This window comes from Nocardioides furvisabuli (genome assembly GCF_021083185.1).
GTDB classification, from domain to species: domain Bacteria; phylum Actinomycetota; class Actinomycetes; order Propionibacteriales; family Nocardioidaceae; genus Nocardioides; species Nocardioides furvisabuli.
Map to the genome: position 1 here is coordinate 144,194 of NZ_JAIGQB010000009.1, position 13,456 is coordinate 157,649.

Sequence of the window (13,456 nt, forward strand, 5' to 3'; positions counted from 1 at the left end):
AACCGTCACTCCCCGGAGGGTTCTCCCAGGGTGGTCGAGGGGCGTACGACGACCACCTCGTCGCCCGGACGGACCGGTCCGGGGCGCACCACCTTGGCGCACAGCCCGCGCAGCCGCCTGGGCTTGCCCTCGGGGCCGTTGACGAAGCCCATCGCGTCCTTGCCGAAGCGGGCGATGAACTTGCCGCAGCCGTTGTGCGGCTGGTCGGTCACCACGATCACCGCCCCCTCCGGGCCGCCGATGTGCAGCTCGCTCCACGCCGGCAGGTGGTCGTGCGAGAGGTCGAGGTCGAGGAACATCTGGTCGCCGGCGAGTGCCTCGCGCCGAGGGTCCTGGGCCAGGAACTCCACGAGCCGGTGGCTCATGATGTTGAGCTGCATGTCGGGGTGCGCCGACCCGTCCGGCGTACGCCGACTGCCGCGCTCGGCCCAGGTGTCCCCCACCAGCCCCTCCGCGAGGTCGAGGTGGCCGACCTCGAGCACCTCGCGCTCCCCGGGCGCCGGCCGACGGATGACGGCGCGGAGCGTGCCGACCTCCCGCGGCGCGGCATCGAGGACAGGGAGGAAGTCGGCGAGGTCCGCGGCGGTGCGGTGCGAGCGCAGCACGCGACGAACGAGCACACGGCCGGACTCCTCGCGCATCGCGGACAGCGGACCCGGCAGCGGCTCACCGGACGGGATCTCGGCGAAGCCGAGGTCGGCGTACGTCGCCGCCTCGGGGCCGGCGAAGGGCAGGGCCGTCAGCTGGCCGTGGCCCTTGGCGGCGAGCCGCTCGCAGGCCGCCTCGACCAGCGCACGCGCGGTGCTCCCGTCGAGGTCGACGCCCGGCGCGAGGTGCGCGAGGTGGGCGTGCCCGTCGAGCAGGTCGACCCGGGCGTGGCCGAGCGCGGGATCGCCGGCCACCACGACGAACCCGGGCCCGTGGGAGGTGTCCTCGATGCCGAGCTGCGCGAGGTCGCGCTGCCGCGCGGGACGTACTGCGTGGTCGGTCACGGGGTCACTGTAGATTCGCCCGTCGTGAGGATCGTCGTCGCGCGCTGCCAGGTGGACTACGCAGGACGGCTCTCGGCCCACCTGCCCCTCGCCACCCGAGTCCTGATGCTGAAGTCGGACGGGTCGGTGCTGATCCACTCCGACGGCGGGTCCTACAAGCCGCTCAACTGGATGTCGCCTCCGTGCACGGTCCGCGAGGGCGTGTCCGAGGACGGCCGCGCCGAGTGGCTGGTGAGCGCCGCCAAGTCCGACGACACCCTGCGCATCCTCATCGACGAGGTCCTGCACGACACCTCCCACGACCTCGGCATCGACCCCGGCCTGCAGAAGGACGGCGTCGAGAAGCACCTCCAGGAGCTGCTCGCCGAGCATCCGGCGAGCCTGGCCGCGGGGTTGACGCTGGTGCGCCGCGAGTTCATGACCGCCATCGGTCCCGTCGACCTGATGTGCCGTGACGCCGACGGACTGTCGGTCGCCGTGGAGATCAAGCGGCGCGGCGAGATCGACGGCGTCGAGCAGCTCACCCGCTACCTCGACCTCCTCAACCGCGACCCCGCACTGACGCGCAAGGGGGCGGTGCGCGGCATCTTCGCCGCCCAGGAGATCAAGCCGCAGGCCCGCGTGCTGGCCACCGACCGCGGCATCGCCTGCGCACTCGTCGACTACGACGCGCTGCGCGGGATGGACGACGCGGAGCACCGGCTCTTCTGAGCGCCAACGCTCTCCACAGCCGCTGCGCCCAGATGAACTTCCACCCGCACAGGTGGAACTTCAGGCTTGAGAACGCCGACCTGAGCGCAGAACCGGATGAACTTCCACTCGTGCGCGTGGAAGTTCATGCTCCTGCGTATCGCGTAGCGCGCCTCCCCCGCACCGCCGCACCTCGCCGTTCGATCCCGAGGTGGCCACCGCGTCGTCGCGCGAGCGCCCCACGTCGTTACCCTCGCACGGTGCCCGACACCTCACCGGAGACCGTGCCCGACCGCATCTTCCACATCGCCACCGACGCGGACTGGCGCCGCACCCTGGAGACCGGCACCTACTCGACCTCGACCGTGGGCCGCACGCTGGAGGATGAGGGCTTCATCCACGCGTCGAGGCGCGAGCAGGTGCAGGGCGTCTTCGACCGCTACTACCGCGGCCTCGGGGAGCACCTGGTCCTGCTGACCATCGACCCGGCGCGGCTCACCGGTGCAGAGGTGCGCGTCGAGGCGGTCGGCGCCGACACCTACCCCCACGTCTACGGCCCGATCAACCGCAGTGCCGTCGTCGACGTGGCCCCCCTCGATCGCCGGGGCGGCACCGAGACGCTGATGTCGCTGTGGATCGGTGGCATGGCGGTGCGGATGGGCGTCGCCCTCGCCGTGATGGCGCTCGTGACCGTGGTGGTGCTGGTGCTCAGCTAAGCGGGCGGTCGGCCCACGACCGGGCCACCCAGCCGTCCGCGTCACCCTCGAGGGCCACCACGCCGCAGTTCGGCATCGGCCGGTCGCGCGAGTGGCTCAGCGCCAGGTTGCGCGCCACCGCGGACAGGGCCATGCACATCACCCCGCCGTGGCTGACGACCAGCACCGACTCACCGCGGTGCGCGTCGGCGATCTCGTCCAGCACCGCGGCGTAGCGCTCGACCACGTCCTCGCCGCTCTCCCCGCCGGGGATCCGCGCGGCGAGGTCACCGTCGAGCCAGGCGGCGAAGGTCTTCGCGAAGGGGTCGGGGTCCCCGGTCGTGCCGGCGGCGTCGCCGACGCCGAACTCGCGCAGCCCCGTGCGTACGACGACGTCGGCGCCGAGCGCGGCCGCCACGATCTCGCCGGTCTGCACGGCGCGGGCCATGTCGCTGGTCCACACGCGGGAGATGCGTTCGGGCGCCAACCGCTCGGCGAGCGCCCGCGCCTGGTCGCGCCCCAGCGGGCTCAGCCAGCCCCCGGCGTCGCTCAGCAGCTCGCTCTCGTAGACCGCCTCGCCGTGCCGGGCCACGAACACCCGGGCGGCGCACTGCAGGTCACCCACCGGCCAACCCCACCACCTCGGCGGCGCAGCCCCACGACAGGGTGACGCCCGCGCCACCGTGGCCGTAGACGTGGACCACGTCGCCGACCCGCTCGAGCCGGACCGTGGGGCGAGCCGGACGGAGCCCGACCTTGTGCCGCAGGACCCGCGCGCCCTCCAGCTCCGGCACGAGCGCGGTCGCTCGGTGCAGGACCGCCTCGGCCGTCGTCGGGTCCGGGGTGCGGCTCCACTCCCCCTCCTCGGCCGTGCCGCCGACGACGATCTCTCGCGCCCTCGGGACCACGTAGGTCGGTCCGTCAGCGTCGAGCGTCCACCGCTCCAGCCCGACCTGCTCGAGGACGACCACCTGCCCGCGCACGGGTGTGACGCCCGGATCCGCACTGAAGTGCCGCGCGCCCAGCCCGGTCGCGTGGATGACGAGCGCGCCGCCGGTGGGCAGCGCGGACAGGTTCATCCGCGTCAGCGTGCCGCCGAGCTCCTCGATGCGGGCCGTGAGCCAGCGGAGGTGGACCGGCATGTCGACGACCGGGCTCACGAAGGTCCAGCCGTCCGCGTAGCCGGGAGGAAGAGCGGTCTCGCGGTCCAGCGACGGCACGGCCGCGCGCCACCACGGGTCGGGCTGCGGGGTGCGCAGCACCTCGATCCCGGTGAGCATCCGCACGCCGGTGCGCTCGTCGCGGGCGAGGTCGGCCAGGACGGCGTAGGACGTCGCGGCCCAGGCGGTGACCCGGTCCTGCGGCAGCGCGCGGTAGGGATACCAGAGCGCGGCGGCGACCACGGACGTCGTCTCCAGCGGCAGGTCGCGCGCCACCACGTCGACGCGGTGGCCGGCCTCCAGCAGCCGCACCGCGCAGGTCAGCCCGACGACACCGGCCCCGACGACGATCACACGCCCCATGGGCCCAGTGTGTCAGCCTCCGGCGCCGGCCTGGCGCGGAGCGGTGGCGTCCTCGCCCTCCGCGCCCTGCTCGCGGGCGACGTACTCCTCGATGTCCTCGATGTCGTCGTGGTTGCGCCTCACCACCGCGAGCAGGTCGCTCATGGTCGCGACCTCCTCGACCTGCTCCTTGATGAACCACTGCATGAACTGCTCGGAGGCAAAATCGCTCTCCTCGCGCGCGATGCGCAGCAGGCCGTTGATCTGGTCGGTGACCGTCCGCTCCTGCGCCAGCGCCAGCTCGACGGGCGCGACGAGGTCGGCGAAGATCGAGGTGGGGGCGGCGACGGCCGGGATGGTGACCTCGGCGTCGGTGTCGAGGAGGTACTGCACCATCATCATCGCGTGGCTGCGCTCCTCGAGCGCCTGATCGTAGAAGAAAGCCGCCATGCGGGGCATGGTCAGCGCGTCGTAGTAGATCGCGCAGGCGAGGTACTGGTTGTGCGCGGACAGCTCGTTGCCGATCTGGGCGTTGAGCTGCTCGACGAAGCGGGGGGCGGGCACGACGGCCTCCTGGTCGGTGGGACCCTCACGCCGCGAGGGTCTTCTTCCTGTCCTTGTCCTGCTGCAGCTTCTTGGTCTTCACGAGCTTGCGCCTGTGGACCGTGTAGCCGTCGGGCAGCGTGCCTTCCTTGAGCATCCTCAGGGGACAGCGGCCGCACTTGGTGCGGGAGACGCAGCACTTCTTCTTGGGCAGCTGGGCAACCTTGCCGGTCGACGCGCCGGACTTCTTGCTCCCGCCCTTGCTCTTCTTGCCCACGCCGCGACGATAGCAGGTTCTTAGGACAGGCTTACCTCAGTCCAGGTCGTTGGCCGCCCGGATGACATCCACGATGCCCCCCATGATCTCGGTGAGCCCGTAGTCCTTCGGCGTGTACACCGCCGCGACCCCGAGCTCGCGCAGCCGCCGTCCGTCGGCGTCGGGGATGATCCCCCCGACGATGACGGGCAGGCCGCCCAGGCCGGCCTCGGTGAGCCCGTCGAGGACGTCGGGCACCAGCTCCATGTGCGAGCCGGACAGGATCGACAGGCCGATGCAGTGCACGTCCTCGGCGACGGCCGCTGCCACGATCTGCTGCGGCGTGAGGCGGATGCCCTGGTAGATGACCTCGAACCCGGCGTCGCGGGCGCGTACGGCGACCTGCTCGGCGCCGTTCGAGTGCCCGTCCAGCCCCGGCTTGCCGACCAGGAGGCGCAACCGGCCCCCCAGCTCCTCGCCGGTGGCACGGACCCGTTCGCGCACCGCGACGAGATCGGCGCCGGCCTCGGCCACCACGGCGCCGGAGACGCCGGTCGGGCCTCGGTACTCGCCGAACACCTCGCGCAGGGTGGCGGCCCACTCCCCGGTCGTCGCGCCGGCGCGCGCCGCGACCAGCGTCGGGGCCATCAGGTTCTCATCGGTCCTCGCCGCCGCGGCCAGGGCCTCCAGCGCCTCGGCGACCTCGGACTCGTCACGCTGCTGCTTCCACGCCTCGACGCTCGCACGAGCGGTCCGCTCGGCCTCCGGGTCGGCGGCCATGATCGCGGCGTCGAGGTCCGCCGTCAGCGGCGACGGCTCGGTCGACTCGAACGTGTTGACGCCGACGATGATCTCCTCGCCGGACTCGATGCGGGCACGACGCGCGGCGTGGGAGGACACCAGCTCGGACTTCATGTAGTCGACGGCGGCGATCGCCCCGCCCATCTCCTGCACCCGGTCGATCTCGGCCCTCGCGCCCTCGACCAGCTCGGCGACCTTGGCCTCGATGACGTGCGAGCCGTCGAAGATGTCGTCGTACTCCAGCAGGTCGGACTCGAAGGCGAGCACCTGCTGCAGCCGCAGCGACCACTGCTGGTCCCACGGGCGCGGCAGCCCCAGCGCCTCGTTCCAGGCGGGCAGCTGGAGAGCGCGGGCACGGGCGTTCTTGGACAGCGTCACGCCGAGCATCTCCAGCACGATGCGCTGGACGTTGTTCTCCGGCTGCGCCTCGGTGAGCCCGAGGGAGTTGACCTGCACGCCGTAGCGGAAGCGACGCATCTTCGGGTCCCGCACGCCGTAGCGGTCGCGGGTGATCTCGTCCCAGAGCTGGACGAAGGCCCGCATCTTGCAGGTCTCCTCCACGAACCGGACGCCGGCGTTGACGAAGAACGAGATGCGGCCGACGACCTTCTCGAAGTCCTCCTCCGACACCTGTCCGGCGGCCTTCACCTCGTCGAGCACGGCGATGGCCGTGCTGAGCGCGTAGGCGAGCTCCTGCGTCGGCGTCGCCCCGGCCTCCTGGAGGTGGTAGCTGCAGATGTTGATCGGGTTCCACTTGGGGATCTGGTGCACCGTGTAGGCGATCATGTCGGCGATGAGCCGCATCGAGGCCTCGGGCGGGAACGCGTAGGTCCCCCGGGAGAGGTACTCCTTGATGATGTCGTTCTGGGTGGTGCCGGCGAGCTGCCCGGCGACCTCCTCGGGCGAGGGGTCGCCCCCCGGAACGGCTCCAGCCTGCTCCTCGGCGACCACCTGGTAGAGAGCGAGCATCCACATCGCGACCGCGTTGATGGTCATCGAGGTGTTCATCTCGGTCAGGGGGATCCCGGCGAAGAGCTTGCGCATCTCGCCCAGGTGCGGGACGGGTACGCCGACCTTGCCGACCTCTCCCCGGCTCAGCGGGCTGTCGGGGTCGTAGCCGGTCTGCGTGGGCAGGTCGAACGCCACGCTGAGCCCGGTCTGGCCCTTGGCCAGGTTGGTGCGGTAGAGCGCGTTGGACGCCTCGGCGGTGGAGTGGCCGGCGTACGTGCGCATCACCCAGGGCCGGTCTTTGGCCGGACGCTCCGATTCGGTCATGGCGTCAGGTTAGGACTCGGGTTACCCGTCAGTCACCGGTTGGGCGTGTGACGGATGCCTCAGACCGGCCCCGACCCCGACCGGGCTCAGGCGGTCGCGGCGACGCGCTCGACGTCGATGGCGTGCGCCAACCGCGTCAGGTGGGCCATCCGCCGCACGGCGGGCCCGGGGTTGCGGACCGTCAGGTGGTGCCCGGAGAGCAAGGCGTGACGGGTGGCCACGGCGAGGAGCCGCAGCGCGTGGCGTCAATGGTGGTCACGTCGCTCATGTCGACGACGACGTCGTCGTCGCCGGACTCGAGGCAGCCGTAGATCGCGTTGCGCACCTCACCGGTGCTGCGGACGTCGAAGGCCCCGTGCAGCACCAGGGTGGACCCGTCCCAGGTGATCTCCATCGGGTGCTCCTCTCGACGTCCCCCGACGCCGCTGCGTGACCAGTGTCACTCCTACAGACGTAGTTGTACCCCGCCCGGTTGCATCCACGCTTCACCTTTTTCGGCGAGTCACCGCCGGGGGCGCTCCTGACGGGCCGCCAGTAGGCTCCCGGACATGGTCAACCTGACACGCATCTACACCCGCACCGGGGACGCCGGGCGCACCCGGCTCGGCGACATGAGCGAGACCTCGAAGACCGACCTGCGCCTCGAGGCGTACGCCTGCGTCGACGAGGGCAACGCCCACATCGGCGTCGCGCTGGCGCACGCCTCGCTCGACGGAAGCCTCGACGAGGACGTCGTCGCGGTGCTCACCCACGTGCAGAACGACCTCTTCGACGTCGGCGCCGACCTCTGCACGCCGGTGGTGCCCGACCCGGAGTACCCGCCCCTGCGCATCGAGCAGGACTACGTCGACCGCCTCGAGCAGTGGTGCGACCACTACAACGAGTCGCTGCCGGCGCTGCGCTCCTTCATCCTCAACGGCGGCACGACCGCGGCAGCGCACCTGCACGTGGCGCGCACCGTCGTACGCCGAGCGGAGCGGGCCGGCTGGGCGGCCTGGGAGGAGCACGAGGAGACGATGAATCCGCTGTCGATCACCTACCTCAACCGGCTCTCGGACCTGCTGTTCATCCTCGCCCGCCACGCCAACCGCGAGAACGGCGACGTGCTGTGGGTGCCGGGCGGGGAGCGCTCGAGCTAGCCGACCGGGCTGGTCTCGCGGTCGTCGCGACCCTCGCGCGCCGCGGGGACCACCAGCGCCGCCGGCATCAGCAGGACGGCGACCACCAGCAGAGCCTTGAGGGTGCCGACCTCGTCGCCGACGAACCCCAGCAGGGGCGGACCGGCGAGGAAGGCGGCGTAGCCGATCGTCGACACCACGCTGACGCGCGCGGCAGCGTTCCGCGGGTCGTCGGCGGCGGCGCTCATGCCGACGGGGAAGCCGAGCGACGCGCCCACGCCCCAGAGCACGATGCCCGCCACGACCAGGACGGGCTGCTCGGCGAGCACGATGAGCAGCACGCCGGTGCCGGCCAGCGCCATCGTGCTCCACAGCACGGTGACGCGGCCGAAGCGGTCGATGAGCCCGGTGCCGGCGATGCGACCGGCCGTCATGGCCAGCACGAAGACGGCGAAGCCGCCGACGCCCACCGAGTGCGACACGTCGTGCCCGTCGACGAGCGCGACCGCGAGCCAGTCGTTGGCGGTTCCCTCGGTCATGGCGAGCGCCAGCACCATCACACCGATGAGCAGCGTGCGCGGCTCGAGCCAGGCGCGGGCCGCGGAGGTGAAGTGCCCCTCGGGCGTCTCGACCACCGGCAGGAAGGCCGGCGAGGAGCGCCACACCAGGACGACGGACAGGAGCACGATGCCGACGAGGTGCGCCACGGCCGGCACGCCGACCTCGATGAGCAGCACCCCCAGGAGTGCGCCGACCACCGTGCCGCCGCTGAAGCCGGCGTGGAAGCGCGGCATGATCGTGCGGCGCAGGCCGCGCTCGACCTCGGCACCCTCGACGTTCATCGCCACGTCCCACACGCCGATGCCGAGGCCGTAGACGAAGAGCCCCGCCACGGTCACCCACAGCAGGTTGCCCAGCCCGAGCGCTGCGGCCAGCATGCCGACGGTCGCCGCGCCGGCTCCCACCCGCACGACCTGGACGGTCCCCCAGCGCGTGATGACGGCTCCGGTCGTGGGCAGCGCCAGCAGCGAGCCCAGGGCGATCGAGAGCAGCACCAGGCCCAGCTGGCCGTTGGTCAGCCCGAAGCTCGACCGCACCTCGGGGATCCGGGAGACCCAGCTGGCGAAGACCAGCCCGTTGAGGAAGAACGTCAGGCCGACGGCGTTGCGGGCGGCGGTCAGCGTGGGCACAGGAGCTCCTCGGCGCGCGGACGCTCGCGGCGTCCGGCGAATCGTTTCGATCGAATCGATTCGATGCTAGCCTCTCCCCCGTGTCCGGTCCAACCCGCGCCCCCACCCTGGCCGACGTCGCCGCGTCCGCCGGGGTCTCGCTCTCGACCGCGTCCCTCACCTTCTCGGGCAACAAGCCGGTCTCGGCCACGACGCGCGAGCGGGTGCTCGCCGCGGCCGCCGAGCTCGGCTACTCCGGCCCGAACCCGCTCGCCCGCAACCTGCGCCAGGGCCGCAGCGGCGTCGTCGGCATCGCCGTCGGCCAGCTGAGCACGGCCTTCCGCGACCCCGCCGCCCTGGCGATGCTGGACGCGGTGTCGGAGGTCCTCGGCGCGGCCGGTCTCGGCCTGCTGCTGATGAGCGACGACGACGACCATGCGCGACTCCCCCTCGACGCCGTCATCTACGACATCTGCGGGCGCGAGACGTGGGCGGCGTACGCCGACCTGGTGGCCCGCGACGTGCCGTTGGTCGTGGTCGAGGGACCCGCGTGGCCCGGCTCGACCTACATCGACATCGAGCACCGCGTCGGCTCGGCCGCGCTCGCGGAGCACCTGCACGCGCTCGGCCACCGCGACGTCGCCACCGTGACGCTGGCGGCCTCCCACCCGCAGCGCGAGCGCGAGGCCGGGTTGCGCGACGTCTTTCCGCACGCCCGGGTCCTGGGGGCGTGCGAGAGTGACGTCGCCGCCGTCCAGTCCCTCGTCGCCCACCACCTGGACGACCGTGGTCCGGTGACCGCGATCGTGTGCCAGAGCGACGTGCAGGCCGCCGGCGTGGTCCTCGAGGCGCGCCGACGCGGCCTGCGGGTTCCCGAGGACCTGAGTGTGGCCGGCTTCGACGGGGTGGCCACCCCTTGGCTCGACCTCGAGCTGACCACCGTCGTGCAGCCGCTGGCCGACAAGGGTCACGCGACGGCCGAGGCAGTCCTGGGTCGCATCGCGGGAGCCGACGTCAGCGACGTGCTGCTCCCGGTCGCGCTGAGGGTCGGCGACTCGACCGCACCTGCCTGAGCCCGGACCGGCGAGCTCGGGTCAGCGACGGTTCCAGTCGGTGCCGGGCGGACCGGACTCCAGCCACGACTGGAAGCCGGTGAGCGAGGCCTCGCTCATGGCGATCTCCAGCGGCTCGCCGTCGTAGTGGCACGAGGCCACCACGTGCCCGTCGTAGAGCGACACCTCCTCCGGCCCCTCCGGGGAGCGCCGGCCGGAGTAGTCCAGGAGGTCGCGGGCCCACACCCGCTTGGGGCGGGGTGAGAGCGAGAAGATCCGGAACCACTCCAGCGACTGGCCGGAGTAGCGCCCGATGCCGAGCAGCCAACCGCGACCGGGCCGCTCGGTGCGGACACGGTAGCTGAGCTCGAAGGTGCCGCCGTGGCGCGCGAGCAGGCGCCGCCGCACGATCAGCGAGATGCCGTAGAGCAGCGCAAGGAGAAGGACGAGCCCGACGAGGTCGAGCACCCACTCCCAGACCGGCATCCACACCTCCCACCAACGCCCCCGCACACAGGTGAGCGCACGAACCCTGCGGTTCGTGCGCTCACCCTAGCGGTCGTGCGGGAGGGCTCCGTCAGGAGGCCCGCTCGGCGGCACGGATCCGTGCCTCCGCACGGCGTACGGCCTCCTGCGCGGCGTCGTCGTCCTCGCCCGAGCTCCTGGCCCGCTCGAGGTCCTGACGCGCCTTCTCCAGGTCGATCTCGTGCGACATCTCGGCGCGCTCCGACAGGATCGAGACGCGGTTGTCGGCCACCGACAGGAAGCCGGCGTCGACGGCCGCGACCCAGGTCTCGCCCTCGACGGTCTGCACGTCCACGACGCCCTCGATGATCGAGGACAGCAGCGGTGCGTGGTTCGGCAGGATGCCGACGTCGCCCTCGGTGGTGCGGGCGATGACCATGGTGGCCTGGCCCGACCAGACGAGCCGGTCGGCAGCGACCAGCTCGACCTGCAGGACGGCGCCGCCTGCGTCAGCCATCAGAGGCTCTTCTGGATCTCGGCCCACTTCTGCTCGACGTCGTCCAGACCGCCGCACATGAAGAAGGCCTGCTCGGCCACGTGGTCGTACTCACCGTCGGCGATCTTGTTGAACGCCTCGATGGTGTCGGCCACCGGGACGGTCGAACCCTCGATGCCGGTGAACTGCTTGGCGACGTAGGTGTTCTGCGACAGGAAGCGCTGGATGCGACGCGCCCGCGACACGATGACCCGGTCCTCCTCGGAGAGCTCGTCGACACCGAGGATCGCGATGATGTCCTGGAGCTCCTTGTTGCGCTGCAGGATCTGCTTGACCCGCACCGCACAGCGGTAGTGGTCGTCGCCGATGTACTGCGGGTCGAGGATGCGCGAGGTCGACGTCAGGGGGTCCACGGCCGGGTAGATGCCGAGCGAGGCGATCTCGCGCGACAGCTCGGTCGTGGCGTCCAGGTGGGCGAACGTCGTGGCCGGGGCCGGGTCGGTGTAGTCGTCGGCGGGGACGTAGATCGCCTGCAGCGAGGTGATCGAGTGACCACGCGTCGAGGTGATGCGCTCCTGCAGCTGACCCATCTCGTCGGCCAGGTTGGGCTGGTAGCCCACGGCAGACGGCATGCGGCCGAGCAGCGTGGAGACCTCGGAGCCGGCCTGGGTGAAGCGGAAGATGTTGTCGATGAAGAGCAGCACGTCCTGCTTCTGCACGTCGCGGAAGTACTCCGCCATCGTCAGCGCCGACAGGGCCACCCGCAGACGCGTGCCCGGCGGCTCGTCCATCTGACCGAAGACGAGGGCGGTCTGGCCGAGGACGCCGGCCTCCTCCATCTCGACGATGAGGTCGTTGCCCTCACGGGTGCGCTCGCCGACACCGGCGAACACCGACACACCGCCGTGGTCCTTCGCGACTCGCGCGATCATCTCCTGGATGAGCACGGTCTTGCCGACGCCGGCACCACCGAACAGGCCGATCTTGCCGCCCTGCACGTAGGGGGTGAGCAGGTCGATGACCTTGATGCCGGTCTCGAACATCTGGGTCTTCGACTCCAGCTGGTCGAAGGCCGGCGCCTTGCGGTGGATGCCCCAGCGCTCGGCGGGCTCGAAGGTCTCGCCCTCCTTGAGGTTGAGCACGTCGCCGGTGGTGTTGAACACCTTGCCGAGCGTCGCGTCGCCCACGGGGACGGTGATCGACGCACCCGTGTCGACGACCTGGCCGCCGCGCACGAGGCCGTCGGTCGGCTTCATGGAGATGGCGCGGACCATGCCGTCACCGATGTGCTGGGCGACCTCGAGGATGATCGACCTGGTCTCGCCGCTCAGCTCGAACTCGTGCGTGAGCGCGTTGTAGATCGGGGGCATCGCGTCGGACGGGAACTCGATGTCCACGACCGGGCCGATGACGCGGGCGATGCGGCCCACGCCGCCTGCCGAGGTGGTCTCGGCGGACTCGTTGATGGTGGCAGTCATATCTCATTCACTCCCGGCTTGTGCGTCGGCCAGCGCGTTGACGCCACCGACGATCTCGCTGATTTCCTGTGTGATGCCAGCCTGGCGAGCCTGGTTGGCGATGCGCTTGTACTTCTTGATGAGCTCGTCCGCGTTGTCCGTGGCCGACTTCATCGCCTTCTGACGCGCAGCCAGCTCGGACGCGGCCGCCTGCAGCAGGGCGAAGAAGATCCGGCTCTGCACGTAGCGCGGCAGCAACGAGTCGAGCACGTCGCTGGGCGAGGGCTCGAACTCGTAGAGCGGCAGCAGGTCGCCCGCCTCGGGCGGCTCGGTGCCCTCCACGACCTCGAGCGGCAGGAGGCGTACGGCGGTCGGTTCCTGGCTGAGCATGGAGCGGAACCGCGTGTAGACGACGTGCACCTCGTCGACGTCCGCGAGGTCGTCACCCTCCTCGGCGAGGAAGGTGGCGATCAGCGTCGCGCCGATCTCGGCCGCGACGTCGTACGTCGGCTGGTCGGAGAAGCCCGTCCACGACTGCACCACGCGGCGCTGACGGAACTTGAAGTAGGCCTCGGCCTTGCGACCGGAGGTGTAGAGGTCGACGTCCTTGCCCTCGCCCTTGAGCTTCTCGATGAGCCGCTCGGCCTCCTTGAGCACGCTCGAGGAGTAGGCGCCGGCGAGACCACGGTCAGAGGTGACGATCAGGATCGCCGCCTTCTTCGGGTTCTCCGGCTCGAGGGTGAGGGCGTGGTCGACGTTGGAGAACGTCGCCACGGCCGACACCGCACGGGTGAGCTCACGGGCGTAGGGCGCTGCGGCCTGGGCCCGCTGCTGCGCCTTGATGATGCGGGACGCGGCGATGAGCTCCATGGCACGCGTGATCTTCTTCATCGACTCCGTCGACTTGATCCGCGCGCGGTACTCGCGTACCGAGAGAGCCATTGC

16 protein-coding genes are annotated in these 13,456 nt (G+C 71.2%); 4 read left to right on the forward strand and 12 right to left on the reverse strand.

Annotated elements, in window-relative coordinates; all coding sequences use genetic code 11:
- Positions 1-5: 5 nt before the first annotated feature.
- Positions 6-992 carry a hypothetical protein gene (locus tag K4G59_RS16620; RefSeq protein ID WP_231252181.1) on the reverse strand — a complete coding sequence of 329 codons (987 nt, stop codon included), beginning with the start codon at positions 990-992 and terminating at the stop codon, positions 6-8.
- Here K4G59_RS16620 and nucS point away from each other — a divergent pair.
- Together nucS and K4G59_RS16630 are read left to right on the forward strand one after the other, a co-directional pair.
- On the forward strand, positions 981-1,703 hold the full coding sequence (gene nucS / locus K4G59_RS16625) for an endonuclease NucS (RefSeq protein WP_425572361.1): 723 nt from the start codon (positions 981-983) through the stop codon (positions 1,701-1,703). The genes K4G59_RS16620 and nucS overlap by 12 nt on opposite strands.
- Before the next feature lie 239 nt (positions 1,704-1,942).
- Entirely contained in the window at positions 1,943-2,398 is a 456-nt protein-coding gene (locus K4G59_RS16630; protein ID WP_231252183.1) for a DUF952 domain-containing protein, read from the forward strand.
- Here the strand turns inward: K4G59_RS16630 and K4G59_RS16635 are convergent.
- The 6 genes from K4G59_RS16635 to K4G59_RS16660 all read right to left on the reverse strand — a co-directional run bounded on the left by K4G59_RS16635 (position 2,391) and on the right by K4G59_RS16660 (position 7,148).
- Entirely contained in the window at positions 2,391-3,002 is a 612-nt protein-coding gene (locus K4G59_RS16635) for a histidine phosphatase family protein (protein WP_231252184.1), read from the reverse strand. The genes K4G59_RS16630 and K4G59_RS16635 overlap by 8 nt on opposite strands.
- On the reverse strand, positions 2,995-3,900 hold the full coding sequence (locus tag K4G59_RS16640; RefSeq protein ID WP_231252185.1) for an FAD-dependent oxidoreductase: 906 nt from the start codon (positions 3,898-3,900) through the stop codon (positions 2,995-2,997). The genes K4G59_RS16635 and K4G59_RS16640 overlap by 8 nt, the downstream gene beginning before the upstream one ends.
- 12 nt (positions 3,901-3,912) lie before the next feature.
- Complete coding sequence (locus K4G59_RS16645) at positions 3,913-4,443, reverse strand: ferritin (protein ID WP_231252186.1); 531 nt, start codon at positions 4,441-4,443, stop codon at positions 3,913-3,915.
- Between the two features lie 25 nt (positions 4,444-4,468).
- The gene (locus K4G59_RS16650; RefSeq protein WP_231252187.1) at positions 4,469-4,699 is read right to left on the reverse strand and encodes a hypothetical protein; all 231 of its coding nucleotides are present in this window, start codon (positions 4,697-4,699) and stop codon (positions 4,469-4,471) included.
- Positions 4,700-4,735: 36 nt separating this feature from the next.
- Positions 4,736-6,754 (reverse strand): ethylmalonyl-CoA mutase, encoded by a 2,019-nt coding sequence (locus K4G59_RS16655; protein ID WP_231252188.1) that lies wholly within the window; start codon positions 6,752-6,754, stop codon positions 4,736-4,738.
- Positions 6,755-6,935: 181 nt separating this feature from the next.
- A complete protein-coding gene (locus K4G59_RS16660) occupies positions 6,936-7,148 on the reverse strand; it encodes a hypothetical protein (RefSeq protein WP_231252189.1) in 213 nt (70 codons plus the stop codon).
- 154 nt (positions 7,149-7,302) lie between these two features.
- On the opposite strand from K4G59_RS16660, the gene K4G59_RS16665 reads away from it, so the two are divergent.
- Positions 7,303-7,893, forward strand: a complete 591-nt coding sequence (locus K4G59_RS16665) for a cob(I)yrinic acid a,c-diamide adenosyltransferase (RefSeq protein ID WP_231252190.1) — start codon at positions 7,303-7,305, stop codon at positions 7,891-7,893.
- On the opposite strand, the gene K4G59_RS16670 is transcribed toward K4G59_RS16665, so the two are convergent.
- Positions 7,890-9,062, reverse strand: a complete 1,173-nt coding sequence (locus tag K4G59_RS16670; RefSeq protein WP_231252191.1) for an MFS transporter — start codon at positions 9,060-9,062, stop codon at positions 7,890-7,892. The genes K4G59_RS16665 and K4G59_RS16670 overlap by 4 nt on opposite strands.
- A gap of 80 nt (positions 9,063-9,142) precedes the next feature.
- Between K4G59_RS16670 and K4G59_RS16675 the strand changes: the two genes are divergently transcribed.
- Positions 9,143-10,114, forward strand: coding sequence for a LacI family DNA-binding transcriptional regulator (locus K4G59_RS16675; protein ID WP_231252192.1), 972 nt, complete (start codon positions 9,143-9,145; stop codon positions 10,112-10,114).
- A gap of 21 nt (positions 10,115-10,135) precedes the next feature.
- Here the strand turns inward: K4G59_RS16675 and K4G59_RS16680 are convergent, their stop codons facing one another.
- From K4G59_RS16680 to K4G59_RS16695, 4 genes are all read right to left on the reverse strand, one after another.
- Positions 10,136-10,579, reverse strand: a complete 444-nt coding sequence (locus tag K4G59_RS16680; RefSeq protein ID WP_224276941.1) for a DUF2550 domain-containing protein — start codon at positions 10,577-10,579, stop codon at positions 10,136-10,138.
- A 91-nt stretch (positions 10,580-10,670) separates the two neighbouring features.
- Positions 10,671-11,075 carry a F0F1 ATP synthase subunit epsilon gene (locus K4G59_RS16685; RefSeq protein WP_231252193.1) on the reverse strand — a complete coding sequence of 135 codons (405 nt, stop codon included), beginning with the start codon at positions 11,073-11,075 and terminating at the stop codon, positions 10,671-10,673.
- Positions 11,075-12,532, reverse strand: coding sequence for a F0F1 ATP synthase subunit beta (gene atpD, locus K4G59_RS16690; protein ID WP_231252194.1), 1,458 nt, complete (start codon positions 12,530-12,532; stop codon positions 11,075-11,077). Before atpD ends, K4G59_RS16685 begins: the two co-directional genes overlap by 1 nt.
- Before the next feature lie 3 nt (positions 12,533-12,535).
- Complete coding sequence (locus K4G59_RS16695) at positions 12,536-13,453, reverse strand: F0F1 ATP synthase subunit gamma (protein ID WP_224276934.1); 918 nt, start codon at positions 13,451-13,453, stop codon at positions 12,536-12,538.
- Positions 13,454-13,456 lie beyond the last annotated feature (3 nt).

What these genes read in the sequence shown, in the direction of transcription:
- K4G59_RS16655 (WP_231252188.1), bottom strand. Translation starts at nt 6,754, where the DNA reads ATGACCGAATCGGAGCGTCCGGCCAAAGACCGGCCCTGGGTGATGCGC.
- K4G59_RS16640 (WP_231252185.1), bottom strand. Translation starts at nt 3,900, where the DNA reads ATGGGGCGTGTGATCGTCGTCGGGGCCGGTGTCGTCGGGCTGACCTGC.
- K4G59_RS16695 (WP_224276934.1), bottom strand. Translation starts at nt 13,453, where the DNA reads ATGGCTCTCTCGGTACGCGAGTACCGCGCGCGGATCAAGTCGACGGAG.
- K4G59_RS16665 (WP_231252190.1), top strand. Translation starts at nt 7,303, where the DNA reads ATGGTCAACCTGACACGCATCTACACCCGCACCGGGGACGCCGGGCGC.
- K4G59_RS16685 (WP_231252193.1), bottom strand. Translation starts at nt 11,075, where the DNA reads ATGGCTGACGCAGGCGGCGCCGTCCTGCAGGTCGAGCTGGTCGCTGCC.
- atpD (WP_231252194.1), bottom strand. Translation starts at nt 12,532, where the DNA reads ATGACTGCCACCATCAACGAGTCCGCCGAGACCACCTCGGCAGGCGGC.
- K4G59_RS16680 (WP_224276941.1), bottom strand. Translation starts at nt 10,579, where the DNA reads ATGCCGGTCTGGGAGTGGGTGCTCGACCTCGTCGGGCTCGTCCTTCTC.
- K4G59_RS16660 (WP_231252189.1), bottom strand. Translation starts at nt 7,148, where the DNA reads ATGGAGATCACCTGGGACGGGTCCACCCTGGTGCTGCACGGGGCCTTC.